Source organism: Parabacteroides sp. AT13 (genome assembly GCF_002272965.1).
Lineage (GTDB): Bacteria > Bacteroidota > Bacteroidia > Bacteroidales > Tannerellaceae > Parabacteroides > Parabacteroides distasonis.
In genome coordinates this window covers 1,236,138-1,260,804 of sequence record NZ_NQMH01000002.1, presented here as the reverse complement: position 1 = coordinate 1,260,804, position 24,667 = coordinate 1,236,138, and the positions used below count along the sequence as shown (strand labels likewise).

Here is a 24,667-nt window from a genome sequence, read left to right as displayed (position 1 = left end):
ATAGGGATGAGAAAGATAGACAAACGACCGGAACCAAAGGAGTGGGTGGAATATCGGCAGACCCCCGGTGCTAAGTATGAAGCGATATCTGAACTGCGAAGTTCGTTGCTTGAGGAGCAAGGATATGTTTGTGCTTATTGTATGCGTAGGATTCCTGTGAAAGACCGGAATAGTAATGAAACCAGCCGGATAGAACATGTGCTGAGCCGAGAAAAGCATCCGGATAGGGAATTGGATTATCATAACATGGTGATATGCTGTCCTGGGGCAATCTCTTCTGACTTTCATTGCGATAAGTTGAAAGGTAATGAGGATCTAACATTTAACCTTTTTGATGATGAGCTTTTTACAAGCCTTTCTTATAAAAGTAAATCTGGGAAGATTGTCTCGGCGAATGAAGATTATGATAGGCAGATCAATCAGTTGCTTAATTTGAACAACCGCTGGTTGATGGCTAATCGTTTGCAGGCTTTGCTGGGAGTGATTGATTATTTGAATCGTAAAGGCTGGACAGCTTCTAATTTAAACCAGCAAATAAGTAAGTGGAGTAATATGGATGCGGAAGGACGTTATAAGGAGTATAATAGTATTGTCGTTTGGTATTTGAAAAAAAAGCAGAGGCAATGTGATTTATAAGGCCGTAGTTTTCATGCTCCTTCATGCCTCATTATGGATTGAAAATAAAACCCTCCCTTTTGCTTATAAAATGTAAGCTTTGTTAACCAAACGTCCGATAAAAACATTTTTTCCGTGAAAGTGTCAATTATTTTATGTTTGTTTAAACAATATGTTAGGGATTGTCTGTATCTTTGCGGCAAAATCAAAAAGTTGATTCGACAATGGAAGTATTGAAGCACGAGTGTGGTGTCGCCATGGTCCGGTTACTGAAGCCTTTGGAGTATTATCACGAGAAGTACGGTAGTTGGATGTATGGACTGAACAAGCTCTATTTGCTGATGGAAAAGCAGCATAACAGGGGGCAGGAAGGAGCGGGTTTAGCCTGCGTGAAGTTAGAGGCAAATGCCGGAGAGGAATATATGTTCCGTGAACGGGCCGTCGGGACCGGAGCTATTACCGAGATATTTGCCGCAGTTCACGAACACTACAAGGATTTAACCCCCGAACAACTCAACGATCCGTTATTCGCCAAAGCCAACCTACCTTTCGCCGGAGAGCTTTATATGGGCCACCTCCGTTATAGTACCACCGGAAAATCCGGAATCTCTTATATCCATCCTTTTTTACGACGCAATAACTGGCGTGCAAAGAACCTCGCCGTTTGCGGAAATTTCAACCTGACAAATGTTCATGAGGTATTCGAGGAGATCACGGCGATCGGCCAGCATCCCCGGAAATATTCCGATACCTATATTATGCTGGAGCAACTGGGACATCGATTAGACAGGGAAGTGGAGCGCCTGTACCAAAAGTGTGAGGCGGAAGGATTGAGAGGGATGGATATCACGCATGCCATCGAGGATCAAATCGATTTGTCGAACGTGCTGAAGCGCTGTACTCCGGGCTGGGATGGTGGTTTCGTGATTTGCGGTATCACCGGTAGTGGCGAGTCGTTCAGCGTGCGGGACCCATGGGGAATCCGTCCGGCCTTCTATTATGCGGATGATGAGATTATCGTGTTGGCTTCCGAGCGTCCGGTTATACAAACCGTGATGAACGTGCAGGTAGAGGATATCCGGGAGTTGAATCGGGGAGAGGCGATACTCGTCAACAAGAAAGGCGAGTGGCATATCTCCCAGATCGTGGAGCCGAAAGAGAATAAGGCTTGTTCCTTCGAGCGTATCTACTTCTCACGGGGTAGCGACGTGGATATTTACAGGGAAAGGAAGCGTTTGGGAGATAATCTCGTGCATCCGATCTTGAAAGCGGTGGATTATGATTTGAATCATACCGTCTTCTCTTTTATCCCGAATACGGCCGAGGTCGCTTATTTCGGGATGCAGGAGGGATTGAACAACTATTTGAATAAGCTGAAAAAAGAATGGATCGCCGATCGTAGTCACTTGCTCAGGGAAGAGGAACTGGAACAAATCCTTTCCATGCGAATCCGCTCGGAGAAAGTAGCTATAAAAGATATAAAATTACGTACATTTATCGCTGAGGGCAATAGCCGCAATGATCTGGCAGCGCACGTGTATGATATTACTTACGGAAGTATTGAACCTTTTATCGATAATCTGGTTGTGATAGATGATAGCATCGTGCGGGGTACTACCTTACGCCAGAGTATTATCGGTATCTTGGATCGCCTGCATCCGAAGAAAATCGTGATCGTAAGTTCTTCTCCGCAGGTACGTTACCCGGATTATTACGGTATCGATATGTCCCGGATGAACGAGTTTATCGCTTTTAAGGCTGCGGTAGCCCTGTTATGTGACCGGGGGATGGAATACGTGATCTTGGACGCTTATCAAAAGGCGAAGCGACAACAAACAGCGGCGGATGGTCCGTTGGTGAATTACGTAAAGGAGATATACGCTCCGTTTACGGACGAGGAGATATCCGTTAAGATGGTGGAGTTGCTTACACCGGCCGGGACGCAGGCGAAAGTAGAGATCGTCTACCAGACTTTGGAGGGCTTGCATGCCTCTTGTCCGGAGCATCCGGGTGACTGGTATTTCTCCGGCGATTACCCGACACCGGGCGGGACTCGGTTAGTGAACGAGGCTTTTATTCACTATATGGAAGAAGAATATTTAGTGAAATGACACAACATACAGATTCTATGCAGACAAACAGAACAGCAACTTTGATGTTAGACGACGGTACCGTCTTCCGTGGCTACTTTTTCGGCTATGAGAGACCGGTGGCTGGCGAGGTCGTGTTCAATACCGCTATGACCGGATATCCGGAGAGCTTGACGGACCCTTCGTACGCAGGCCAGTTGATGGTGTTGACTTATCCGCTCGTTGGTAACTACGGTGTCCCGCCTCGTACGTTCGAGCCGAACGGGATCGCTACGTTTATGGAGAGCGAGAAGATCCACGCCGAGGCGATTATCGTTAGCGATTACAGCCATGAGTATAGCCACTGGAACGCCGAGTACAGCTTGGGCGACTGGTTGAAGGAGGAGAAGATCCCGGGCATATACGGTATCGATACGCGTGCGTTGACTAAGAAATTGCGTGAGCATGGCGTGATGATGGGACGTATCGTTATCGGCGATGCCGATAACGAAATTGGAAATGGGGAATTGAAGATCGAGGATTATGAGCATGTGAACTATGTGGATCGGGTATCGTGCAAGGAGATTATTTGTTACCTGCCCGATGGTACGAGCCAGACCTGTTCTTTATCGGAAGCCTCCGATTCCCGATTCTCGATTCTCGATTCTCAATTCCTAAAGCGCGTCGTGCTTTTGGACTGCGGCGTGAAACATAACATCATCCGTTGCCTGTTGAGGCGTAACGTGGCGGTGATCCGTGTGCCTTGGGACTACGACTTCAATCAGCTGGAATACGATGGCTTGTTTATCAGTAACGGTCCGGGCGATCCGGATACTTGCGATGCCGCCGTGCGGAATATCCGTAAGGCGCTTTCCGGGGATAAGCCGATTTGCGGTATTTGCATGGGTAACCAGTTGTTGGCGAAAGCCGGCGGTGCTTCTATCTATAAATTGAAGTACGGTCATCGTAGCCATAACCAGCCGGTACGTATGGTAGGCACGGAGAAATGCTTCATCACCTCGCAGAACCATGGTTACGCCGTGGATAACGATACGCTGGGTGAGGAGTGGGAACCGCTGTTCATCAATATGAATGACGGGACGAACGAGGGTATCAAGCATAAGACGAAGCCTTTCTTCTCCTCTCAGTTCCATCCCGAGGCTTGCAGCGGGCCGCTGGATACGGAGTTCATGTTTGATAAGTTCGCGGACTTACTGTAGCCCCGTTCGTTTCCGGGTGTCGGAATAACTCGTTTCCGGGTGTCGGAATAACCCGTTTCCGGGTATCGGAATAACCCGTTTCCGGGTGTCGTAAATACAAACATTAAAAAAATGAAGCAATGAAAGAAGATATAAAGAAAGTCCTGATACTCGGCAGCGGAGCCTTGAAGATTGGTGAGGCGGGCGAGTTCGATTATTCAGGCAGCCAAGCCCTGAAGGCGATTAAGGAAGAGGGGATTCAAACGGTATTGATCAATCCGAATATCGCTACGGTACAGACCTCGGAAGGAGTCGCGGACACGGTTTATTTCCTGCCCGTTACTCCTTTTTTTGTGGAAAAGGTGATCGAGAAGGAACGTCCGGAAGGTATCTTGCTCGCTTTCGGCGGGCAGACGGCGTTGAATTGTGGCGTGGCCCTTTACCAAAGCGGCGTGCTGGAGAAGTATGGCGTGAAGGTATTGGGTACCCCGGTGCAGGCTATCATGGATACCGAGGATCGGGAGTTGTTCGTACGCAAGCTGGATGAGATCGACGTGAAGACGATCAAGAGCGAGGCCGTGGAGAATGCCGCTGACGCTCGCCGTGCGGCCGCCGAGCTGGGGTATCCGGTCATCGTCCGTGCCGCTTATGCGCTGGGGGGCTTGGGTTCCGGTTTCTGCGACAATGAGGAAGAATTGGACGTGTTGGTAGAGAAGGCTTTCTCTTTCTCTCCGCAAGTATTGGTGGAGAAAAGCTTGAAGGGCTGGAAAGAGGTAGAGTACGAGGTGGTGCGCGACCGCTTCGATAACTGCATCACGGTATGTAACATGGAGAATTTCGACCCGCTGGGAATCCATACGGGAGAGTCTATCGTGATTGCCCCCTCGCAGACCTTGAGCAATACGGATTATCATAAATTACGTGAGTTGGCGATCCGTATCATCCGCCATATCGGTATCGTGGGCGAGTGTAACGTGCAATACGCTTACGATCCGGAGAGTGAGGATTACCGGGTGATCGAGGTGAACGCCCGCTTGAGCCGTTCTTCGGCCTTGGCTTCTAAGGCGACCGGTTATCCGTTGGCTTTCGTGGCCGCTAAATTAGGCTTGGGTTACGGTTTGTTCGACTTGAAAAACTCCGTGACGAAAACGACTAGCGCTTTCTTTGAGCCGGCTCTTGATTACGTGGTATGTAAGATCCCTCGCTGGGACTTGGGTAAGTTCCACGGCGTGGCTCGTGAGTTGGGTTCCAGCATGAAGTCGGTTGGCGAGGTGATGGCGATCGGACGTACTTTCGAAGAGGCTATCCAGAAGGGCTTGCGTATGATCGGGCAGGGTATGCACGGTTTCGTGGAGAATAAGGAGTTGGTGATCGAGGATATCGATAAGGCTTTGCATGAGCCTACCGATCGCCGTATCTTCGTTATCTCGAAGGCATTCCGTGCTGGCTATACGGTAGACCAGATTCATGAGCTTACCAAGATAGACCGATGGTTCCTACAGAAACTATATGGAATCATGCAGACCTCCAAGGAGCTTCACGCTTTCGATATGAAGGGGATCCAACGTTGGCGCATCAATCCGGAGTTGATCCGCCGGGCGAAGATACAAGGTTTCTCTGATTTCCAGATCGCACGGGCGATCGGTCTCGACGGGGATGTGGAGAAGGGTATGATGTTGGTTCGTCAGTTCCGTAAGGAGCATGGCATTCTTCCGGTGGTGAAACAGATCGATACCTTGGCCGCCGAGTATCCGGCGCAGACGAATTACCTGTACCTGACGTATAGCGGTACGGAAAACGACGTGACGTATTTGGGCGATCATCGCTCGATTGTCGTGCTGGGTTCCGGCGCTTACCGCATCGGTAGCTCGGTGGAGTTCGACTGGTGTGGCGTGCAGGCCTTGAATACGATCCGTAAGGAGGGCTATCGTTCCGTGATGATCAACTACAATCCCGAGACGGTGTCTACCGACTATGATATGTGCGATCGTCTTTATTTCGATGAGCTTACCTTCGAGCGTGTGATGGATATCCTCGAGCTGGAGAACCCGCACGGCGTGATCGTCTCCACCGGCGGCCAGATCCCGAATAACTTGGCGATGCGTTTGGACGAGCAGCATGTGAATATCTTGGGGACATCCGCCAAGAGCATCGATAATGCCGAGGACCGTGAGAAGTTCTCCGCCATGTTGGATCGTATCGGCGTGGATCAACCCCGCTGGAAAGAGCTTTCTTCCATGGAGGATATCAATGGCTTCGTGGCGGAGGTAGGCTTCCCCGTGTTGGTTCGCCCGAGTTACGTGCTGAGTGGTGCCGCCATGAATGTCTGCTCGAATCAAGAGGAGTTGGAGCGTTTCTTGAAATTGGCCGCCAACGTCAGCCAAAAGCATCCGGTGGTGGTAAGTCAGTTCATCGAGCATGCGAAAGAGGTGGAGATGGATGCCGTGGCCGATCATGGCGAGATCGTGATGTATGCCATTAGCGAGCATATCGAGTTTGCCGGGGTTCATTCCGGCGACGCTACGATTCAGTTCCCGGCCCAGAAATTATATGTGGAGACGGTTCGTCGTATCAAGCGTATCAGTAAGCAGATCGCTAAGGAGCTGAATATCTCCGGCCCGTTCAATATCCAATATCTGGCGAAGGGCAATGAGATCAAGGTGATCGAGTGCAACCTTCGTGCCAGCCGTTCCTTCCCGTTCGTGAGCAAGGTGCTGAAGATAAACTTCATCGAGTTGGCTACCCGTGTCATGCTGGGCTTGCCGGTAGAGAAACCGAATAAGAATGAGTTCGATTTGGATTACGTGGGTATCAAGGCCTCTCAATTCTCGTTCAATCGCTTGCAGAAAGCCGATCCGGTATTAGGGGTCGATATGGCTTCCACGGGCGAGGTGGGTTGTCTGGGCGACGATGTATCCGAGGCGGTGTTGACGAGTATGCTCGCTGTCGGGCAACGGGTTCCGGAGAAGAATATCCTCCTGTCCACCGGTACGCCGAAGCAGAAGGTAGCCATGCTGGATGCCGCTAAGATGTTGGCGACGAAAGGCTACAACCTATTCGCTACGGGAGGTACGCACCGTTTCTTGGCGGAGAATGGCATTCCGAGTACGAAGGTGTACTGGCCGAGCGAGAAGGGAGAACCGCAGGCGCTTAAGATGCTTCATGAGAAGCAGATCGATATGGTCGTGAATATCCCTCGTGACCTTTCCGCCGGCGAGCTTGACAACGGCTATAAGATCCGCCGTGCCGCCATCGACCTGAATATCCCGTTGATTACGAATGCCCGTCTGGCGAGCGCTTTCATTCAAGCCTTCTGTACCTTGAGCGTAGATGATATCTGCATCAAGAGTTGGCAGGAATATAAATAAATGGGGGCTTGATGTAAATCAAGTGGTATTTATTTCGTAAGTTTGCGGAAACAAACAAAAACAACCATGAATATGGATACAGCGATATTTATAGCTCGCAGGATTGCGGCGCAATCGATTCTACTCAGTGAGGAAGCCGCCCAGAAACTGGCCTCTATCTTAATCCGGACAGAATTGAAAAAAGGCGCCCTGTTTTTGAGCGAAGGAGAGGTTTGTACGCAACTCGGTTATGTCTATAAGGGAATGGTTCGCCAGTTTTACTTCAAGAATAAGAAAGAGCTGACCGAGCATTTCGCCAGCGAGGACAACATCTTCATTTGCATCGAGAGCTTCTTGCGCCAGCGTCCCGCTAATCTGTTGGTGGAGGCCTTGGAGAATACGGTGCTGTATGGCATTCCTCATGATCCTTTATTGGCATTGTGCGCCGAGGATTACGAGATCGAGGTCATGTATCGCCGCCTGTTGGAGAATTCGCTGATCCTGTCTCAACGGAAGGCGGATTTCCTTCGTTTCGAGACCGCTAATGAACGTTATGCCCGCTTATTGAAAGAACACCCTGAGATCGTGCAGCGTGCCCCCTTGTCCCATATCGCCTCTTATTTGCTGATGACTCCCGAGACATTAAGCAGGGTAAGGGCCAATATGCAGCTATGAGGGGCTTGTAGGTGTTAATTATATACGGTGTCGTATATGATATATAAGATAAAATTAGTATGAAGGTAGGATTATTTATCCCATGTTACATTAACGCGGTGTACCCCGAAGTGGGTATCGCCTCGTATAAATTGTTGAGGCATGTGGGTGTGGATGTCGATTATCCGATGGACCAGACCTGTTGCGGACAACCCATGGCGAACGCCGGCTTCGAGGATGAGGCGGCTCGCTTGGCCCTCCGGATGGAGGAACAGTTTAAGAACTATGACTACGTGGTAGGCCCCTCGGCCAGTTGCGTAGCCTTCGTAAAAGAGAACCATCCCCATATATTGGGAAAGCGGGATCACGTTTGTATGAACAGTAAGAAGATTTATGATATCTGCGAGTTCTTGCACGACGTGGTGAGACCGGGATCCCTGCCGGCCGTTTTCCCGCATAAGGTGAGTATCCATAATAGTTGCCACGGGGTGCGTGAGTTGCATCTCTCGTCGCCCAGCGAGCGTAATATCCCGTACTATTCCAAGTTACGTGATCTCCTTTCCTTGGTGAAAGGTATCGAGGTGTTCGAGCCGAAGCGGGTGGACGAATGTTGCGGTTTCGGCGGTATGTTCGCCATCGAGGAGCCTGAGGTCTCTACTTGCATGGGACAAGACAAGGTAAAGGATCATATGAGTACCGGCGCCGAGTATATCACCGGGGCGGATAGCTCTTGCCTGATGCATATGGAAGGGGTTATCAAGCGAGAGAAACTTCCGATCAAGACTATTCACATCGTTCAAATATTAGCGTCCGGATTATGAGTACGAAACATGCTATAGCAGCGGCCCGTTTCCTAGAGAATAAGGAGAATGAGGCTTGGCACGACCATACGCTTTGGATGGTACGTACCAAACGGGATAAGATGAGCCATTCGCTTCCCGAGTGGGAGCGGTTGAGAGAGTTGGCCTCGGAGATCAAGCTTTACTCCAACAGCCATCTGGACACGCTTCTGGAGGAGTTCGAGAAAAATGCGATCGCCAACGGGGCTATCGTGCATTGGGCGAAAGATGCCGAGGAGCATAACGAGATCGTCTTGCGGATCTTGCGCCAGCATGATGCCCGGAACCTGATCAAGAGCAAATCGATGCTGACGGAGGAATGCCATATGAACGAGTTCTTGATGTCGAAAGGAATCGATGTGGTGGAGAGCGATTTGGGTGAGCGTATCTTGCAATTGATGCATTTGGCCCCGAGCCATATCGTGATGCCGGCGATCCATATCAAACGGGAGCAGATCAGCGAGATGATGGAGCGTGAGATGGGAACGGAGAAAGGGAATATCGACCCTACCTACCTGACGCATGCCGCCCGTAAGAATCTGCGTGAGAAATTCCTGCATGCCGACGTGGCGATGACGGGCGCTAACTTCGCTGTCGCCTCTACGGGCGAGATCGTGGTTTGTACCAATGAGGGAAACGCCGATATGGGAACCTCCTTCCCGAAGGTGCATATCGCTACGATGGGGATGGAGAAGATCGTACCGAATCTGGAGGCATTGGGCGTATTCACTCGTTTGCTGGCTCGTTCGGGTACGGGGCAACCCATCACGTCTTATACTTCTCATTACCGCCGTCCGCCCGAGGGACAAGAGTTCCATATCATTATCGTGGATAACGGGCGCAGTGATATCTTGGCGAAACCGGATCATATCCGTACGTTGAATTGTATCCGTTGTGGCGAGTGCATGAATACCTGTCCGGTATATCGCAGGAGTGGTGGCTATTCGTATACGTATTTCATTCCGGGACCGATCGGGATCAACTTGGGTATGCTGAGGAATCCGGAGGAATATTCGGATAACGTATCGGCTTGCTCCTTATGTCTTTCTTGCTCGAACGTTTGTCCGGTAAAGATCGATTTGGGCGAGCAGATTTACCGTTGGCGGCAAGATTTGGATAAGATCGGTAAGGCGAGCAAGGAGAAGAAAGTGATGTCTTTCGGCATGAAGTTCTTGATGGAACGTCCGGGATTGTTCAATACGGCGTTGAAGTTTGCTCCGGTAGTGAATCATTTGCCCCGTTTCATGGTCTACAATGGCTTGAACGCTTGGGGCAAGGGACGTGAGCTTCCGGCTTTCGCCAAGGAGTCGTTTAATGATATGTGGAAGAATAATAAGGTGAGATAATGAGTAGTAAAGATTCTATATTGGCGAGTATCCGTCGTCATACGGGTGCACGCCACGAGATGCCTGAGCTTACGTTGGAGGCGATTACCTATGCGGATAAGTTGGCTACGTTCTCGGAGGTGTTAGCCGGGGCGGGTGGCAAGGCCATCGAGTTAAAGCCCGGCGAGGATGTGAATGAGGTGATCCGCCGTGAGTTTCCGGAGGCGAAACGTATCGCCTCGAATTTGAAGGAGATTACTTGCGCTACCTTTAACCCAGATGGGCTGACCGATCCCCGGGAGTTGAACGGAACGGACGTATCTGTGGTGGAGGGTAGTTTCGGCGTGGCGGAGAATGCCGCTGTCTGGTTACCCCGTCAGGTACGTTATAAAGGTCTGTACTTTATCTCGAACGCTTTGGTGATCTTGTTGGACAAGACTCAATTGGTTCATACGATGAATGAGGCTTACCGCCGTACTGCCACTATGGATTATGATTACGGAGTCTTCATGTCCGGTCCCTCAAAGACTGCTGATATTGAACAAGCCTTGGTATTCGGGGCGCATGGCCCGATCCGGGTAGTAGTCCTGTTAAGATAAAACCTATACCCATTTGTAGAGACGGGGCACGCCCCGTCTCTACAAGTTGTACGTTATTTACAGCTCTCCAATATTTCCCGTGCCACGCTACCCGTTACATTCTTCGCCTCCCCGAAGGCGGCGTTTCGTTCATTGAAGCGATTCTCGATCTCGGTGATTGTCGTATCGCCGATCTTCTCTTGGCTGAGGCGGGTAGATAAACCGAGGCTTTGGAAAAATTGCTCAGTCTTCTCGATGGCTTGGCTTACCCGTTCTTCTGTCGTTCCACTATTGATACCCCATACCCGTTCGCCGTATTGCAGGATCTTGCCCTCTTTCTGCTTGCGAAGGGTGCGTAAGGTTCCGGGGAAGACGATCGCTAAGGTCGCTCCATGCGTCAATCCGTGAAGGGCGGTTAGCTCGTGTCCGATCATATGGGTAGCCCAGTCCTGCGTTACGCCCATAGCGATAAAGCCGTTCAAGCCCATCGTGGCGGATAGCATGAAATCTGCCATCAGGTCGTAATTCCTCGGATCTTCCTTAATCTTCGGGGCGATCTCAACCAAGGTACTTAAAATACTTTCCGCCCAATGATCCATCAAGCGGGATTGGTCGGTCGTAGTCATATATTGCTCCATCACGTGGACGAAGGTATCGGCGATACCGCAAGCCACTTGATACGGGGGCAGGCTGAAGGTCGTCTCCGGGTCCAAGATCGAGAACACGGGGAAATTACTGTAGAACGGGAATTTCTCTTGCGTCTCTTTCCGGGAGATCACGGCCCCGCTATTCATCTCGGAACCCGTGGCGGGCAGGGTCAGTACGGTACCCATGGGCACGGTATGATAGTAATACCCTTTCTGTACCAATTCCCAAGGATCACCGTCGTACTGGATGCCGGCGGAGATTAGCTTCGTCCCGTCTATGACGGAGCCACCGCCTACCGCCAATAGGAAATCCACCTGCTTGCCTTTCGCTATCTGGATAGCTTCTCGCAAGGTCTCGATGGTGGGATTAGGCTCGATGCCCCAGAACTCGATATAGTCACGATCCTTTAGCGCCTTGATCACTTGGTCGTACACACCGTTTTGCTTTACGCTACCTCCTCCGAAGGTGATCATGATGCGATGCACCATCGGGATGGCCGTACTCAGTTTCTCAATCATGCCCTTACCGAATAATAAACGGGTTGGGTTGTGAAAAGTGAAGTTATTCATAGGACTATTTACTGTTTTTATATGTAAACATGAATAGGGTTCCTATTGTTTTAGGGCTTCCAGTAACTTATCGACCGCCTCGGCGGGAGTAGCTTCGCTCTTTAGTAACTGTACGAACTTACTGCCGATGATGGCACCGGAAGAATGGGCTATCGCCGCCTCGAAAGTGGCTTTATTGCTGATGCCGAAACCTACCAAGCGGGGATTCTGTAGGTTCATGGCGTTGATACGACGGAAATAGGCCTGCTTCTGCTCGTTGAAGTCTTGTTGGGCTCCGGTCGTGGCTGCGCTGGATACCATATAGATAAACCCGCTGGTATGGGCATCGATCAGCCGGATTCGTTCCTCGGAGGTCTCTGGGGTGATCAGCATGATCATTTTTAGGTCATGGCGATCGGCGATCTCCTTGTAGTCGGAGATATAATCGGCATAAGGCAGGTCGGGGATGATCATTCCGTCTACGCCGGCCTCTATGCAACTCTCGCAGAATTTCTCGAAACCGTATTGCATGATGGGGTTCAGGTAGCCCATCAAGATGATCGGGATCTGTACTTCGCTCCGGATCTCTTTCAATTGCTCGAATAAGAGATGCAGTGACATCCCGTTACGCAACGCTTGCGTGGCGGCCTCTTGGATGACAGGGCCGTCTGCCATCGGGTCGGAGAAAGGGATTCCTACTTCTACCATGTGGATACCTTTAGTCTGTAAGGCTTTTAAGATGCTTGCCGTATCGTTTAAGTTCGGATAACCGGCGGTGAAATAGACGGAGAGTATTCCGTCTTTCTGGGTCTGGAATAAGTTTGTGATGCGATTCATTTTGAATTCTATTTTAAAAATACTATCAGACGGTGGGAGACGGGGCACGCCCTGTCTCTACAGCTGGATGTAAAATTTGTTGGATGAAATTCTTTAGTTTGTCGACGTCTTTCAATCCCGGCTCAATCTCGAAGCCACTGTTGAGGTCGATACCTGCGAAACGGGGATGCCGGAAGTTCCGGATCGCCTCTGCGTTTTCCGGACGGATGCCTCCGCTGAGCAAGAAGGGAGTCTCTCCTTTATACTCGGTTAGGATGGACCAATCGAAACGTTTGCCTGAGCCTCCATAGCCCTCGCATCTCGTATCGAAAAGGAAATAATCCACCCGGCCCTCATACTCCCTTGTTTTTTCGAAGTCCTCTTTCGTAGCGATGGGGAAAGCCTTGATCAAGGAATAGCCCCTTTTTTGCAAGGTGTGGCAATCTTCCGGCGATTCGTTACCGTGAAGTTGGAGATAGTCTAGCTTGTAGGCGGAGGCTTTCTCCATCATGGACTCGATGGTAGCGTTGACGAAAACGCCCACTTTTTTAGTTGATAGTTGACAGTTGACAGTTGACAGTTGCGACAAGCGGTATTTAACTGTCAATTGTCCACTGTCCACTGTCCACTGCTTCGTCGGGCTTTGCCCGATGAAGCGCGGGGAGCGTTCGTAGAAGATGAGGCCGATCCAGTTGACGGCTAGGGCGGAGACTTCTTGGATGTTCCGGGAGTCTCGCATTCCGCATACTTTGATGATCATGCCAGTCCTCCTATAAAATCGGCTAGGGTATCGCCCGGCCTCTCGGTTTTCATGAAGGTCTCTCCGATCAGGAATCCGCGGAAACCGGCCTCACGCAATCGGCGTACGGTATCGGTCTCGGAGATTCCGCTCTCGGACACTAAAAGAGGGGAGAAGCCTCGCATCTTATCGACCAACTTGAATGAGTTGTTTACGTCCGTATGGAAGGTGCCGAGATTGCGGTTGTTCACGCCGAGCATATCGATATCCGCATTCAGGTATTTGAGCTCGTCCTCGCTATGGACTTCCAGCAAGACTTCCAATTGCAGGCTATGGGCGGTCTCGGCGAGTACCCGGCATTCTTCTTCTGTAAGGGCGGCGGCGATCAACAAGACAGCGTCGGCGCCTATCACCCGGGCTTGGAAGAGTTGGTAGGTATCGATGATGAAGTCCTTGCGAAGTAACGGGAGATCCACCAGCTTGCGGGCCTTTTGCAAGTCGCCCAAGGAACCTCCGAAGAAATCCCCGTCCGTAAGGATCGAGCAGGCGGAGGCGCCTCCGGCCTCGTAAGCGGGCACCACGTCGGCGATATTCGCACCCGGATGCAGCCAGCCTTTGGAGGGGCTTTTACGCTTGAACTCGGCGATAATACCGGAGGGGGATGATTCCAGCGCCGCACGCATGGAACGTGTGTCACGCTCCATACGGTCGCTACCTAGAGCCAATAAGGTCTGTAAGCTTACGGCCTGTTTTTGCCGGGCTACCTCGATGCGCTTATTGGCGATAATATCTTGTAAGATGTCCTTTTTCATAGGATATGTTTCTTTATCAATGGTTCAAAGATATAAATTTACGGAATGTAGCCAATGCTTTTCCGCTTTCCAGTGATTCACGTGCCTCGGCGATACACGTCTCGATCTTTTTCTCAGGACAGATCACTTGGATGGCGAAGGCGGAGTTGGCGATCACGCAGCTCTTTTGGGCCTCTGTAGCCTTGTTCCCTAATACGGCGTCGAAGATACGGGCCGCTTCCTCCGGGGTCTCGCCGCCGTCGAGGTCCGCTTCCGTGCAACGTTTGAATCCGAGCATCTCCGGGGTATAAAGTTTCTCTTTCTCCGGCATGGCTACCTTGAAATCGGCCGTGAGGGAGATCTCGTCGTAACCGTCCAAGCTATGTACCACGGCAAAGCGAGTGCCGCTCTCTTGGTACGTATAATTATATAGGCGGAGTAGCGGGAGGTTATATACGCCTAACAATTGGTAAGTAGGCATGACCGGGTTGACCAGCGGGCCGAGCATATTGAAGAAGCTGCGCACGCCGAGGCTCTTCCGTACCGGAGCTACCGCTTTCAGCGCCGGGTTGAACAAGGGTGCGTGGAGGTAGGCGATATGACAGGTATCCATGGAGGTACGTAGTTTACCGATATCGTTCGTGAATTTTACGCCGTGTTGCTCCATCACGTTGCTGGCGCCGCTCACCGAGGTAGCCCCGTAGTTACCGTGCTTTACGACATTGTAACCGGCACCGGCCACTACGAAACAGGAACAGGTACTGATGTTGAACGTGTTTTTCCCGTCGCCTCCGGTACCTACGATATCGATCGGCTTGTATTCGCTTAGATCTACCGGTACACGCATCTCCAGCAAAGCTTCTCGGAATCCGGTCAATTCCTCTACGGAGATACTGCGCATCAGAAATACGGTGATCAGACTGGCGATCTGGGAATCGTTGTAGCGTCCCTCCGCTATATTCTGGAGGATATTCCGGGCTTCTTCCCGGCCTAGATATTGGTGCTCGAATAATCTGTATAATATTTGCTTCATGTCTGTAATGTGTTGAATGATAAAATATTGCAGTTTTGCGATATTTCTTTATCGAAAAACTTTTGTTTCTCTAGGGGAAAACTCTTGTTTCTTGCTTGAGAAACATTAGTTTCACCATAGAGAAACTGATGTTTCGTTAGGAAGAAACTATAAGTGCCTTAGGAGGTAATTAGCGTTTCAGCCAGTTCTCTATAATTGTCTTCCCTTTGGGTGTCAACACGGATTCCGGATGGAATTGGATACCTCGTACATTGTACTCACGATGGCGCAAGCCCATGATCTGTCCTTCTTCCGTATCGACCGCCGTGATTTCCAGACAATCCGGGAAGTTTTCCTTGGAGACCGCCCAAGAATGATAACGCCCAACACGTATACCCGGTTCCAGTCCCTCGAAGATAGGATCTTTAGCGACAATCCGTATATCGGAGCAAACGCCGTGATGCACGTCGGTAAGGTTTATCAATGTGGCGCCGAATGCCTCGCCGATGGCCTGCTCGCCTAGGCAGACACCTAGGATGCTCTTTGTCGGGGCGTACCGGCGGATCAAGGGGAGGAGGATGCCGGCTTCCTCGGGGATGCCCGGTCCCGGGGATAGTAAGATCTTATCGAAACGCTCTATCTCTTCCAAGGAGATCTTGTCGTTGCGGTGTACCTCTACATCCGCACCCAGTTCCTTCAATATATGTAGCAAATTGTAGGTGAAGGAATCGTAATTATCAAATAATAATATCTTCATTTTATATATATTGTTGTTGTTGTAGAGACGGGGCGTGCCCCGTCTCATCCTTTCAAAATGGTAACTTAAAATACTATCAGACTGTGGGAGACGGGGCACGCCCCGTCTCTACAACCGGATAATCAATTGATTAATTTCTCCGCTAGATCTATCGCCTTCTTCAAGGCTCCCAGCTTATTGTTTACCTCTTGCAATTCACGCTCATCGTTGCTCTTAGCCACGATCCCGGCTCCCGCCTGATAGTAAAGTACGTTGCCACGGCTGACGAAGGTACGGATCGTGATCGCTTGGTTCAAATCACCATCCAGACCGATAAAGCCGATACAGCCGCCGTAAGCACCCCGGTTATGATGCTCGATGTCGGTGATCAGTTGCATGGCCCGTACTTTGGGGGCTCCGCTCAACGTGCCGGCGGGGAAGGTATCGACGTAGGTCTTTACCGGGTCGCTATCGGCGTTGATCTCGCCGCTCACACGGGATACGAGGTGGATGACGTGGCTGTAGTATTGTACCTCCTTATAGAAATCCACTTGCACGTCGTGGGCGTTCCGGCTTAGGTCGTTGCGGGCGAGGTCTACCAGCATCACGTGCTCGGCGTTCTCCTTGGGGTCGGCTAGCAGGGCCTCGGTACGTTGTTTGTCTACCTCGATATTACCGGTACGGAAAGCGGTCCCGGCGATCGGGTCGATGCTGGCGTGTCTGCCCGTTACCTTGCAATGCGTCTCGGGGGAAGAGCCGAAGATACGGAAACCTCCGAAATCGAAGTAGAACAAATAAGGAGAGGGATTGATGCTGCGAAGAGCCCGGTACACCTTGAAGTCGTCTCCCTTGAACGGTTGCTCGAAGCGACGGCTCAATACGATCTGGAAGACATCTCCCCTGAGGCAGTGCTTGATGCCTTGGCGGACCATCGCCTTGTATTCCTCGCCGGTGATCGGGGAGGTCTCGGGACCCGCTGTCTGGAAGTTATAGGAGGCGAAGTTACGGTTCTCGATCAATGTCTCGATTTCTTCCAGCCGGCTAGCCTCGTCCTCTTGGAGCATCTCCACTAGGGTCAACTCGTTCTTGAAATGATTGAAGACAAGGATATACTTATATAATATGTATAGCATATCGGGGGCGTCGTTCTCCTCGTGATGAACTTCCATGACCGGGATGTTCTCGAAATAACGGACGGCATCGAAAGCCGTGTAGCCGAATAATCCGCAGACCTTCTTGTCCGCTCCCTCCACCTTGAAGCGGCCGAGGAAAGCGTTCATCGCCTCGGGTACGTTATAGTCTTCGGTGAGCGGGGTAACCTCACGGGTCTCGTCCGGGAAGGTAGCCGTGCATTCCCCGTTGTTGATACCGATGCTCGCCAAGGGGCGGAGCGCTATAAAGGAAAGGCTATTCTCGTTTCCGTGGAAGTCCGAGCTTTCCAACAGGGCCGATTCCGGGTAGATATCCCGCACTTTCAGATAGATGCTTACGGGAGTGTGAAGGTCGCCCATCACCTTCTTGCTTATCGTTTTGAAAGAATAATTCATGATAATTTATAATTAATGTAAGTGTCCATATCTTTATCGCCACGGCCCGAGACAGTCAGTACCACCACGTCTTCCGGCTTGAAGTTTACCTTGGCCAAGGCTCCCAAGGCATGGGCGCTTTCCAAGGCCGGGATGATTCCTTCCAAACGGGTCAACTCGAAAGCAGCCTCCAACGCCTCGTCATCATCGACCGCTAGGATTTGCGCACGGTGCTCTACGGAGAGGTTCGCGTGGATCGGGCCGATGCCCGGGTAATCCAAGCCGGCGGAAACAGAATAAGGTTCCTCGATCTGTCCGTCCTCGTTCTGCATGACCAAGGTACGTGCCCCGTGGATGATGCCCTCTTTACCCAATTGGATCGTGGCGGCGCTCATGCCGGAGTGGATGCCCTTGCCGCCGGCCTCGGCCAAGACGATCTTCACCCGCTCGTCGTCCACGAAATGATAGATCGTACCGGCGGCGTTACTTCCCCCGCCTACGCAGGCGATCAGGTAATCCGGGTGATCCCTTCCTTCCTTCTCCAGCAGTTGCTTCTTGATCTCCTCGCTGATAACGGATTGCAGCCGGGCTACCATATCCGGATAAGGATGGGGGCCTACCGTAGAACCGATAATATAATACGTATCCGAAGGATGACAGCACCAGTCACGGATCGCCTCGTTCGTGGCGTCTTTCAAGGTCATGTTTCCCGAGGTCACGGGCACGACGGTAGCTCCCAGCATCTCCATCTTCTGTACGTTGGCATGTTGGCGTTCCACGTCTGTCTTCCCCATATAAACGATACATTCCATATTCATCAAGGCACATACCGTAGCCGTAGCCACTCCATGCTGTCCGGCACCCGTCTCGGCGATGATACGGGTCTTCCCCATGCGGCGGGCTAGGAGGATCTGGCCGATCGTATTGTTGATCTTATGTGCTCCGGTATGGTTCAAGTCTTCCCGTTTCAAATAGATATTGCATCCGTATTTCTCGCTCAACCGTTTGGCCAAGTAAAGAGGGGAGGGGCGGCCTACATAATCACGCAATAACTGATCGAACTCTTCCTTGAAGCTATCGCTCTCCAACACTTGCAGATAGGTATTCTGTAAATTTTCCACGCATTGATGAAGGATCTCGGGAACATAGGCCCCGCCGAACTCACCATAGTAACCATTCTTGTCAACTTGATACGTTTTCATCTTTTATCTATTTTAGTTATTTTCCTTTTGAATTTGCCATAAAAAGAAAAGAGGCCTGCCGCAAGTGCGACAGACCTCTTTATATCTTTATGTAGTGTTTATATATACATACGAGTCTTCGTTCCTTACGACCTTTTGAGTTGTACGGAGCGCCACCACCAATATGTATTTACTACGAATGTTCTCATGACTCTGTTTTGTTATTACGGCAGCAAATATATGGAATCTTTGACAAACAGCAAATAAAATCGTGTTTTTTTTATGAATGAGATAAAAAAGATCAGAAGGTCTATTAAAACTGCTCTATTGACAAATTGTAATTTATTGAGCCTTGTATAGACGTGTATTGGCGTTTTTGGTATTTGTTTTTATTATTTCGAAGAATAATTTGCTTTCAAAATAATAGTTTCTACCTTTGCGGAAACAATAAAAAACGATTAATATTTCTAATATGGATACTAAATTAACTGGAAAAACTCGCATAGAGAGCGATTTGATCGGCGCTCGTGAAATCCCCGCCGAAGCATTATACGGAGTTCAAACCTTGAGAGGAATCGAGAATTTCTCAATCAGTAAATTCCGTTTGAGCGAATATCCTTTATTCATTAAAGGATTAGCTATAACAAAAATGGCGGCTGCCATGGCTAACTTTGAATTAGGCTTGCTTACCGTAGAGCAAAAAGACGCTATCATCGCCGCTTGTGGGGAGATTCTCGATGGTAAACATCACGACCAGTTCCCGGTGGATATGATCCAAGGCGGAGCGGGTACCACTACGAATATGAACGCGAATGAGGTGATCGCCAACCGTGCCTTGGAGCTGATGGGGCATGAGCGGGGTGAATACCAATACTGCTCACCGAACGACCATGTGAACTGCTCGCAATCCACGAACGACGCATATCCGACCGCTATCCATATCGGTATGTATTTTAAGCATCTTCAATTGCTTCCCCATTTGGAGGAATTGATTGCCTCTTTCCGTAAGAAAGGAGAGGAGTTCTCGCAGATTATCAAGATGGGACGTACGCAGTTGGAGGATGCCGTACCTATGACGTTGGGGCAGACCTTTAATGGCTTCGCCAGCATCTTGCAGGATGAGATCGCTCACTTGAATGAGGCCGCCGCCGATTTCTTGGTGGTTAATATGGGAGCTACCGCTATCGGTACGGGTATTTGTGCCGAGCCGGGATACGCGGAGAAATGTATCGCGGCTTTACGTGAGATAACCGGATGGGATATCCGTCTCTCCTCCGATTTGGTAGGAGCTACCTCGGATACTTCTTGCTTGGTAGGCTATGCTTCCGCCATGAAGCGGGTTTGCGTGAAGATGAATAAGATATGTAATGACCTTCGCTTGTTGGCAAGCGGTCCTCGTTGCGGTTTGGGTGAGTTTAACTTGCCTGCTATGCAGCCGGGTTCTTCTATCATGCCGGGTAAGGTGAATCCTGTGATCCCGGAGGTGATGAACCAGATCGCTTATAAGGTAATGGGTAATGAATTATGTGTGACCATGGCCGGGGAAGCCGCCCAGATGGAGCTGAACGCCATGGAGCCGGTGATGGCACAATGCTGCTTCGAGTCCGTGGATTTGCTGATCAATGGTTTCGATACCTTGCGTACCCGTTGCGTGGACGGTATTATCGCTAACGAGGATCGTTGCCGTGAGGAGGTACATCATAGCATCGGCGTGGTGACGGCCTTGAATCCGGTAATCGGCTATAAGAACTCGACCAAGATCGCGAAGGAGGCGTTGGAGACCGGCGTTAGCGTTTATCAATTGGTACTGGATCATGGTATCTTGACCAAGGAGGAATTGGATACGATCTTAAGCCCGGAGAATATGATCAAGCCGGTGAAGTTGGATATCAAGCCTCGCCGTTAATCGAGTCCTATTATATAATGTATACCATTTGTGGACCGTATAGGTGGATTTTTCCATCCTATGCGGTCTTTTTTTAGATTATAATCTCTATCTTTGGACTGACTTAATTCTAATAATCATGATAAATAGACGAGATTTTTTAAAGAATGCGTCCCTTTTCACCTTGGGTGGCCTGATGGCCGGAAAGGTCGGGAGCGCAGATGCGGCTAAACCTGTCACTTCTGAAACGATGGCCGCTAAGACAGTTGGTTTACAAATCTATTCTTTAGGCAAGGAACTTTATGCGGATGTACCCGGTGGATTGAAAAAGATCAAGCAAATGGGGTACACGAATCTGGAATTGGCCGGTTACAAGGAAGGCAAGATCGGCGGTGTAGACATGATGGAATTCAAGAAGATGGTGGATGATGCCGGATTGAAGATCACCAGTTCCCACGTGAATCCTCCGGTACGTGAGTACACGAAGGCCAATCGCTCCCAGATCTCCGAGTATTGGAAGAAGACGGCTGATGACCATGCCAAACTAGGCGTGAAGTACTTGATCCAGCCCGGGCAACCGAGTACCCGTAGCACCGAGGAAACCGCTTTCGTCTGCGAGATTTTTAACGAGGCGGGTAAGATAGTGAAAGCGGCCGGTATTCCTTTCGGCTATCACAACCATGAGATGGAGTTCGCCAAGGTAAATCCGGGTAGTACGGAGGCCAAGCTGGGAAGGCGTGTGAAAGGAGATTGCATCTATGAGTTGTTCTTGAAGAATACTGATCCTTCGCTTGTATTTTTCGAGATGGATGTTTATTGGGCCGTGATGGGACAACAAGATCCGATAGAGTGGTTGAAGAAATATCCGAACCGTATTAAGGTATTGCACATCAAGGACCGTGCTATTCTAGGCGAGTCCGGGATGATGAATTTCGAGAATATATTCCGGCAAGCTTACGCGAATGGAATCAAGGATTATTTCGTGGAGTTGGAGGGTATGCCTGACGGACGTTCCCAGTTTGAGGGCGTGAAAGGCTGCGTGGATTATTTATTGAAAGCACCGTTCGTGAAATAAGTCTTTTGACTCATTAAAAAAACGCTCATGGCGGTAGGATGCTTCCTCCGTTATGAGCGTGTTTGTTCGTAAAGCAGCCATACCAATAAAGGGATATAGTCCTTTAATTTCGTCCGTAATATCTTGAGCGCTTGAGAGATGCGGTATGCGATTGTTTTGGGGGATACGCCTGTCCGCTCGGCGATCTCGTTGTAGGTCATTTCCTCGAAACGGTTCATCTCGAATGCCTTACGGTATTCATCCGGGAGCTCCCGGATGGCCTTGGAGGCCAAGGCCATCAGTTCTCCTATATAAAAATCAGGATTCTCGAATTGCTCTTGGAACTTGGCGTACAATCTCTCGTGCACTTGTTGCTTAACCTGTATGTGGCTGATCGTATTGAGGCATTTATTGCGGACAATGGTGAAGAGGAGTGATTTCAGGGACATGTCCGCTACTAGGGATTTTCGGTTTTCCCACAGCCACATCATCACGTCTTGTACGATCTCCTCCGATTCTGGTACTGTTACATATTGGGAGGCGAAGGCGCACAATCCCCGGTAATATTGTTTGTACACGGTGTCAAACGCTTGTTCGTCTCCTGCGATAAGTTCTAGTGAAATTCGTTCTGCGTTCTCGTCCACAATAGTGTTTAAGTTTGTTTGGTTGCAAACTTAATGAATAATTCCGGATAAGAGGCATGAATCCCGCTACTTTTTCTTTCCTTGGTTGGCTACGGCTTCCATGAGTTTCTTGATTTCCTCCGGGTCGCCAAGGAAATAATCATTCACGAGTTTCAAGTCATCATCGAACTCGAACACGTATGGAACGGCTGTCGGGAGATTCAGATGAACGATCTCTTCATCGGAGATGTTTTTTAAATATTTGATGATTCCCCGCAAGCTGTTTCCGTGAGCGGCGACAAGGATCTGGTCGGCGGTCCGGAGCGTCGGGAAGATAACCTCTTTCCAATAAGGGAGAATCCGCTCAACCGTATCTTTCAAGGATTCCGTACGGGGCAACTCTTTATCCGGCACGTCTTTGTAGCGGATATCGAAGCGAGGGTTACGAGGGTCGTCTTCCGATAGGGGAAGCGGGGCTATATCGTAACTGCGACGCCAGATCAAGACCTGCTCGTCTCCATACTTTTGGGCGGTCTCGCTCTTGTTCAACCCTTGTAGCGATCCGTAATGTTTCTCGTTCAGCCTCCAGCTCTTCTCCACCGGGATCCAGTCTTGGTCCATGCGATCCAATACACAATTCAAGGTTTTGACGGCCCGTTTTAAATAAGAGGTATAGGCTTTATTGAACACATATCCTTTTTCTTTCAATAGGTTGCCGGCCCTATAAGCTTCGGCCACGCCTTTTTCTGTCAAATCCACATCGGTCCAACCGGTGAACCGGTTCTCTTTATTCCATATACTTTCGCCGTGGCGAAGCAATACGATACTTTTCATAGGTCTTTTTATTTTTATGATTTGTTTTTTTCGAAATCCTCGATGACTTCTTTTAATATAGGTAGATGACTATGTTGTACATCCTTCGCTGCCGTGAGGAAAGTGACAACCGGATGCTTCTCGATCTCTCGTAAGAAAGGAATGAAATCCGGGTTCTGCTTGATCTCCATCCCGTAGCGACCTTGGAATACTTCCCAATGCCTGTCTTTATCCTCGTGGAACCATTGGCGTAACTCCTTGGATGGAGTGATGTCTTTTCTCCATTCGTCAAACTTCGCATCCTCTTTCTTCAGTCCTCTGGGCCATAGCCTGTCGAGAAGAATGCGATAACCATCCGCCTCACTTGGCTCCTCATAAATCCGTTTTAAAAGAATCTTTACCATTAGAAGTCTCATTTTGTGGTAAAACAGTAGAAAGAGGGATATTGTTGAGCCTTTCTTTAGGAACGGTATTTTTGCCATTATTCAATTTTCTTGAAAAAAATCGTTTTTTTGTTTAGTACATCTTTTGTCTCAACTGTATTAATTATAGAAACAAGAAAAAATGGAAATAAACGAAGACATATTGATCCGATACATCAATGGGATGTTGACCGAGGAGGAAGCTGCGGAGGTGAAAAACTGGCGGGCCGCCTCTCTAGAAAACGAGAAACTGTTGGAGCAGGTCTATTTTACGACTCAAGTGGCAAGTCGCCTAAAAGTCATGCGGACCGTGAACCCGGACGAGGCGTTGTCTCGTTTTAAATCAAGAATCCATAAGAAAGAGAAAAGATTAGCTTTAAGACAAGTGTTAGGTGTTATTCAACGGGCTGCGGCCGTGTTATTCATTCCAGTCTTTCTTTTATCCGCTTATTTGTTCATACAGCAGGGTCAAGGGAACGTGCGTACGCTAGCCGTACGCACGAATCCTGGGGTGGTTTCGGCGTTCGATTTACCTGACGGTTCTAAGGTTTGGCTGAATGCCAATAGCGAATTGAGATATCCTTCGGACTTCAATGCGGATACCCGTACGGTGGAATTAACCGGACAAGGATATTTCGAGGTGACGAAGAATGCCCATAAGCCTTTTATTGTGAAAGCGGATAAAGATTACTCGGTAGAGGTGTTGGGAACTTCTTTCAATGTATCCGCTTACAAAGACGAGAGTATGATAGAGACCACCTTGGTAGAGGGATCGGTAAAGCTGAACGTCGTGTCCGGAGGAAAGCGAATGACACAGATGTTGAAGCCAAACGAGAAAGCCGAGTATCAAAAGGGCGCTGGCAAGATCAAGGTGTTCGGCGTGAATACCGAATATGACACGGCTTGGAAGAACGGGGAGATTATCTTCAGGAACCATCCGATGGATAAAGTATTGAAAACGCTGGAACGTCATTATCATGTAGTATTCGAGGTAAAAGATAACGAGATACTCAAGTCCATAATAACAGCCCGTTTCAAGGACGAGCAATTGCCTCAAGTATTGGAATACCTGAAATTGGCGTCGGGAATCCAGTATGCGATACATAAACCTACCGTTAAGGACAGTGGATCGGGAACCTCAGTCGTGGAAATATCAAAATGAGAAATAATGTGTAACCTTCTAAAATACGTCTGCCCATGAAGAAAGAATAAACAAGGATTAAAAACATACGGAAGAATATTGGCGT

The 24,667-nt window shown here is 49.6% G+C and carries 22 protein-coding genes; 11 read left to right on the top strand and 11 right to left on the bottom strand.

The genetic code is table 11. The features are described 5' to 3' along the window. Positions 1–6 precede the first annotated feature (6 nt). From CI959_RS19595 to CI959_RS19560, 8 genes are all read left to right on the top strand, one after another. Positions 7–636: a hypothetical protein gene (locus CI959_RS19595; protein ID WP_022192179.1), complete on the top strand. Its 630-nt coding sequence runs from the start codon at positions 7–9 to the stop codon at positions 634–636. A gap of 203 nt (positions 637–839) precedes the next feature. After that, complete coding sequence (locus tag CI959_RS19590; RefSeq protein WP_008772474.1) at positions 840–2,726, top strand: amidophosphoribosyltransferase; 1,887 nt, start codon at positions 840–842, stop codon at positions 2,724–2,726. Then, positions 2,723–3,904 carry a glutamine-hydrolyzing carbamoyl-phosphate synthase small subunit gene (gene carA / locus CI959_RS19585; protein WP_095231514.1) on the top strand — a complete coding sequence of 394 codons (1,182 nt, stop codon included), beginning with the start codon at positions 2,723–2,725 and terminating at the stop codon, positions 3,902–3,904. The genes CI959_RS19590 and carA overlap by 4 nt, the downstream gene beginning before the upstream one ends. 119 nt (positions 3,905–4,023) lie before the next feature. Next, a complete protein-coding gene (carB, locus tag CI959_RS19580) occupies positions 4,024–7,251 on the top strand; it encodes a carbamoyl-phosphate synthase (glutamine-hydrolyzing) large subunit (RefSeq protein ID WP_005863118.1) in 3,228 nt (1,075 codons plus the stop codon). A gap of 72 nt (positions 7,252–7,323) precedes the next feature. Beyond that, entirely contained in the window at positions 7,324–7,905 is a 582-nt protein-coding gene (locus CI959_RS19575) for a Crp/Fnr family transcriptional regulator (RefSeq protein WP_005857857.1), read from the top strand. Positions 7,906–7,964: 59 nt separating this feature from the next. Beyond that, complete coding sequence (locus tag CI959_RS19570; protein ID WP_005857855.1) at positions 7,965–8,705, top strand: (Fe-S)-binding protein; 741 nt, start codon at positions 7,965–7,967, stop codon at positions 8,703–8,705. Beyond that, positions 8,702–10,069 carry a lactate utilization protein B gene (locus CI959_RS19565; protein WP_009275003.1) on the top strand — a complete coding sequence of 456 codons (1,368 nt, stop codon included), beginning with the start codon at positions 8,702–8,704 and terminating at the stop codon, positions 10,067–10,069. The genes CI959_RS19570 and CI959_RS19565 overlap by 4 nt, the downstream gene beginning before the upstream one ends. Then, positions 10,069–10,647, top strand: a complete 579-nt coding sequence (locus tag CI959_RS19560; RefSeq protein WP_005863111.1) for an LUD domain-containing protein — start codon at positions 10,069–10,071, stop codon at positions 10,645–10,647. The genes CI959_RS19565 and CI959_RS19560 overlap by 1 nt, the downstream gene beginning before the upstream one ends. Positions 10,648–10,700: 53 nt before the next feature. Here CI959_RS19560 and CI959_RS19555 read toward each other — a convergent pair whose 3' ends face one another. The 8 genes from CI959_RS19555 to trpB all read right to left on the bottom strand — a co-directional run bounded on the left by CI959_RS19555 (position 10,701) and on the right by trpB (position 18,644). Next, on the bottom strand, positions 10,701–11,843 hold the full coding sequence (locus tag CI959_RS19555; protein ID WP_009275004.1) for an iron-containing alcohol dehydrogenase: 1,143 nt from the start codon (positions 11,841–11,843) through the stop codon (positions 10,701–10,703). 42 nt (positions 11,844–11,885) lie between these two features. Further along, the gene (gene trpA / locus CI959_RS19550) at positions 11,886–12,659 is read right to left on the bottom strand and encodes a tryptophan synthase subunit alpha (RefSeq protein WP_009017216.1); all 774 of its coding nucleotides are present in this window, start codon (positions 12,657–12,659) and stop codon (positions 11,886–11,888) included. A 25-nt stretch (positions 12,660–12,684) separates the two neighbouring features. Beyond that, on the bottom strand, positions 12,685–13,398 hold the full coding sequence (locus CI959_RS19545) for a phosphoribosylanthranilate isomerase (RefSeq protein ID WP_009017217.1): 714 nt from the start codon (positions 13,396–13,398) through the stop codon (positions 12,685–12,687). Then, entirely contained in the window at positions 13,395–14,189 is a 795-nt protein-coding gene (gene trpC / locus CI959_RS19540) for an indole-3-glycerol phosphate synthase TrpC (RefSeq protein WP_005857844.1), read from the bottom strand. Before trpC ends, CI959_RS19545 begins: the two co-directional genes overlap by 4 nt. 16 nt (positions 14,190–14,205) lie before the next feature. Beyond that, entirely contained in the window at positions 14,206–15,201 is a 996-nt protein-coding gene (gene trpD / locus CI959_RS19535) for an anthranilate phosphoribosyltransferase (RefSeq protein ID WP_009275005.1), read from the bottom strand. Between the two features lie 169 nt (positions 15,202–15,370). Continuing rightward, the gene (locus CI959_RS19530; protein ID WP_005857839.1) at positions 15,371–15,937 is read right to left on the bottom strand and encodes an aminodeoxychorismate/anthranilate synthase component II; all 567 of its coding nucleotides are present in this window, start codon (positions 15,935–15,937) and stop codon (positions 15,371–15,373) included. Positions 15,938–16,059: 122 nt separating this feature from the next. Next, complete coding sequence (locus CI959_RS19525; protein ID WP_005857838.1) at positions 16,060–17,463, bottom strand: anthranilate synthase component I family protein; 1,404 nt, start codon at positions 17,461–17,463, stop codon at positions 16,060–16,062. Beyond that, positions 17,460–18,644, bottom strand: a complete 1,185-nt coding sequence (gene trpB, locus CI959_RS19520; RefSeq protein ID WP_009275007.1) for a tryptophan synthase subunit beta — start codon at positions 18,642–18,644, stop codon at positions 17,460–17,462. The genes CI959_RS19525 and trpB overlap by 4 nt, the downstream gene beginning before the upstream one ends. 451 nt (positions 18,645–19,095) lie before the next feature. On the opposite strand from trpB, the gene CI959_RS19515 reads away from it, so the two are divergent. Together CI959_RS19515 and CI959_RS19510 are read left to right on the top strand one after the other, a co-directional pair. After that, on the top strand, positions 19,096–20,529 hold the full coding sequence (locus tag CI959_RS19515; protein ID WP_005863095.1) for an aspartate ammonia-lyase: 1,434 nt from the start codon (positions 19,096–19,098) through the stop codon (positions 20,527–20,529). A 118-nt stretch (positions 20,530–20,647) separates the two neighbouring features. Next, positions 20,648–21,583 (top strand): sugar phosphate isomerase/epimerase, encoded by a 936-nt coding sequence (locus CI959_RS19510; protein WP_005857832.1) that lies wholly within the window; start codon positions 20,648–20,650, stop codon positions 21,581–21,583. Between the two features lie 50 nt (positions 21,584–21,633). On the opposite strand, the gene CI959_RS19505 is transcribed toward CI959_RS19510, so the two are convergent. The 3 genes from CI959_RS19505 to CI959_RS19495 all read right to left on the bottom strand — a co-directional run bounded on the left by CI959_RS19505 (position 21,634) and on the right by CI959_RS19495 (position 23,402). Beyond that, on the bottom strand, positions 21,634–22,206 hold the full coding sequence (locus CI959_RS19505; RefSeq protein WP_005857830.1) for an RNA polymerase sigma-70 factor: 573 nt from the start codon (positions 22,204–22,206) through the stop codon (positions 21,634–21,636). Positions 22,207–22,272: 66 nt separating this feature from the next. Continuing rightward, positions 22,273–23,019, bottom strand: coding sequence for a 2,3-diphosphoglycerate-dependent phosphoglycerate mutase (gene gpmA / locus CI959_RS19500; RefSeq protein ID WP_005857811.1), 747 nt, complete (start codon positions 23,017–23,019; stop codon positions 22,273–22,275). A gap of 14 nt (positions 23,020–23,033) precedes the next feature. Beyond that, positions 23,034–23,402: a DUF488 domain-containing protein gene (locus CI959_RS19495; protein WP_005857809.1), complete on the bottom strand. Its 369-nt coding sequence runs from the start codon at positions 23,400–23,402 to the stop codon at positions 23,034–23,036. A gap of 160 nt (positions 23,403–23,562) precedes the next feature. Here CI959_RS19495 and CI959_RS19490 point away from each other — a divergent pair, with 160 nt between their 5' ends. Then, a complete protein-coding gene (locus CI959_RS19490) occupies positions 23,563–24,582 on the top strand; it encodes a FecR family protein (protein ID WP_095231513.1) in 1,020 nt (339 codons plus the stop codon). Positions 24,583–24,667 lie beyond the last annotated feature (85 nt).

Excerpts from the sequence above, each read along its gene's own strand:
- CI959_RS19515 (WP_005863095.1), top strand. The coding sequence starts at position 19,096 with ATGGATACTAAATTAACTGGAAAAACTCGCATAGAGAGCGATTTGATC.
- CI959_RS19575 (WP_005857857.1), top strand. The coding sequence starts at position 7,324 with ATGGATACAGCGATATTTATAGCTCGCAGGATTGCGGCGCAATCGATT.
- trpC (WP_005857844.1), bottom strand. The coding sequence starts at position 14,189 with ATGAAAAAGGACATCTTACAAGATATTATCGCCAATAAGCGCATCGAG.
- CI959_RS19495 (WP_005857809.1), bottom strand. The coding sequence starts at position 23,402 with ATGGTAAAGATTCTTTTAAAACGGATTTATGAGGAGCCAAGTGAGGCG.
- CI959_RS19595 (WP_022192179.1), top strand. The coding sequence starts at position 7 with ATGAGAAAGATAGACAAACGACCGGAACCAAAGGAGTGGGTGGAATAT.
- trpD (WP_009275005.1), bottom strand. The coding sequence starts at position 15,201 with ATGAAGCAAATATTATACAGATTATTCGAGCACCAATATCTAGGCCGG.
- CI959_RS19525 (WP_005857838.1), bottom strand. The coding sequence starts at position 17,463 with ATGAATTATTCTTTCAAAACGATAAGCAAGAAGGTGATGGGCGACCTT.
- trpB (WP_009275007.1), bottom strand. The coding sequence starts at position 18,644 with ATGAAAACGTATCAAGTTGACAAGAATGGTTACTATGGTGAGTTCGGC.
- carA (WP_095231514.1), top strand. The coding sequence starts at position 2,723 with ATGACACAACATACAGATTCTATGCAGACAAACAGAACAGCAACTTTG.
- carB (WP_005863118.1), top strand. The coding sequence starts at position 4,024 with ATGAAAGAAGATATAAAGAAAGTCCTGATACTCGGCAGCGGAGCCTTG.
- CI959_RS19565 (WP_009275003.1), top strand. The coding sequence starts at position 8,702 with ATGAGTACGAAACATGCTATAGCAGCGGCCCGTTTCCTAGAGAATAAG.
- CI959_RS19555 (WP_009275004.1), bottom strand. The coding sequence starts at position 11,843 with ATGAATAACTTCACTTTTCACAACCCAACCCGTTTATTATTCGGTAAG.
- CI959_RS19530 (WP_005857839.1), bottom strand. The coding sequence starts at position 15,937 with ATGAAGATATTATTATTTGATAATTACGATTCCTTCACCTACAATTTG.
- CI959_RS19490 (WP_095231513.1), top strand. The coding sequence starts at position 23,563 with ATGGAAATAAACGAAGACATATTGATCCGATACATCAATGGGATGTTG.
- gpmA (WP_005857811.1), bottom strand. The coding sequence starts at position 23,019 with ATGAAAAGTATCGTATTGCTTCGCCACGGCGAAAGTATATGGAATAAA.
- CI959_RS19570 (WP_005857855.1), top strand. The coding sequence starts at position 7,965 with ATGAAGGTAGGATTATTTATCCCATGTTACATTAACGCGGTGTACCCC.
- CI959_RS19510 (WP_005857832.1), top strand. The coding sequence starts at position 20,648 with ATGATAAATAGACGAGATTTTTTAAAGAATGCGTCCCTTTTCACCTTG.
- trpA (WP_009017216.1), bottom strand. The coding sequence starts at position 12,659 with ATGAATCGCATCACAAACTTATTCCAGACCCAGAAAGACGGAATACTC.
- CI959_RS19590 (WP_008772474.1), top strand. The coding sequence starts at position 840 with ATGGAAGTATTGAAGCACGAGTGTGGTGTCGCCATGGTCCGGTTACTG.
- CI959_RS19560 (WP_005863111.1), top strand. The coding sequence starts at position 10,069 with ATGAGTAGTAAAGATTCTATATTGGCGAGTATCCGTCGTCATACGGGT.
- CI959_RS19545 (WP_009017217.1), bottom strand. The coding sequence starts at position 13,398 with ATGATCATCAAAGTATGCGGAATGCGAGACTCCCGGAACATCCAAGAA.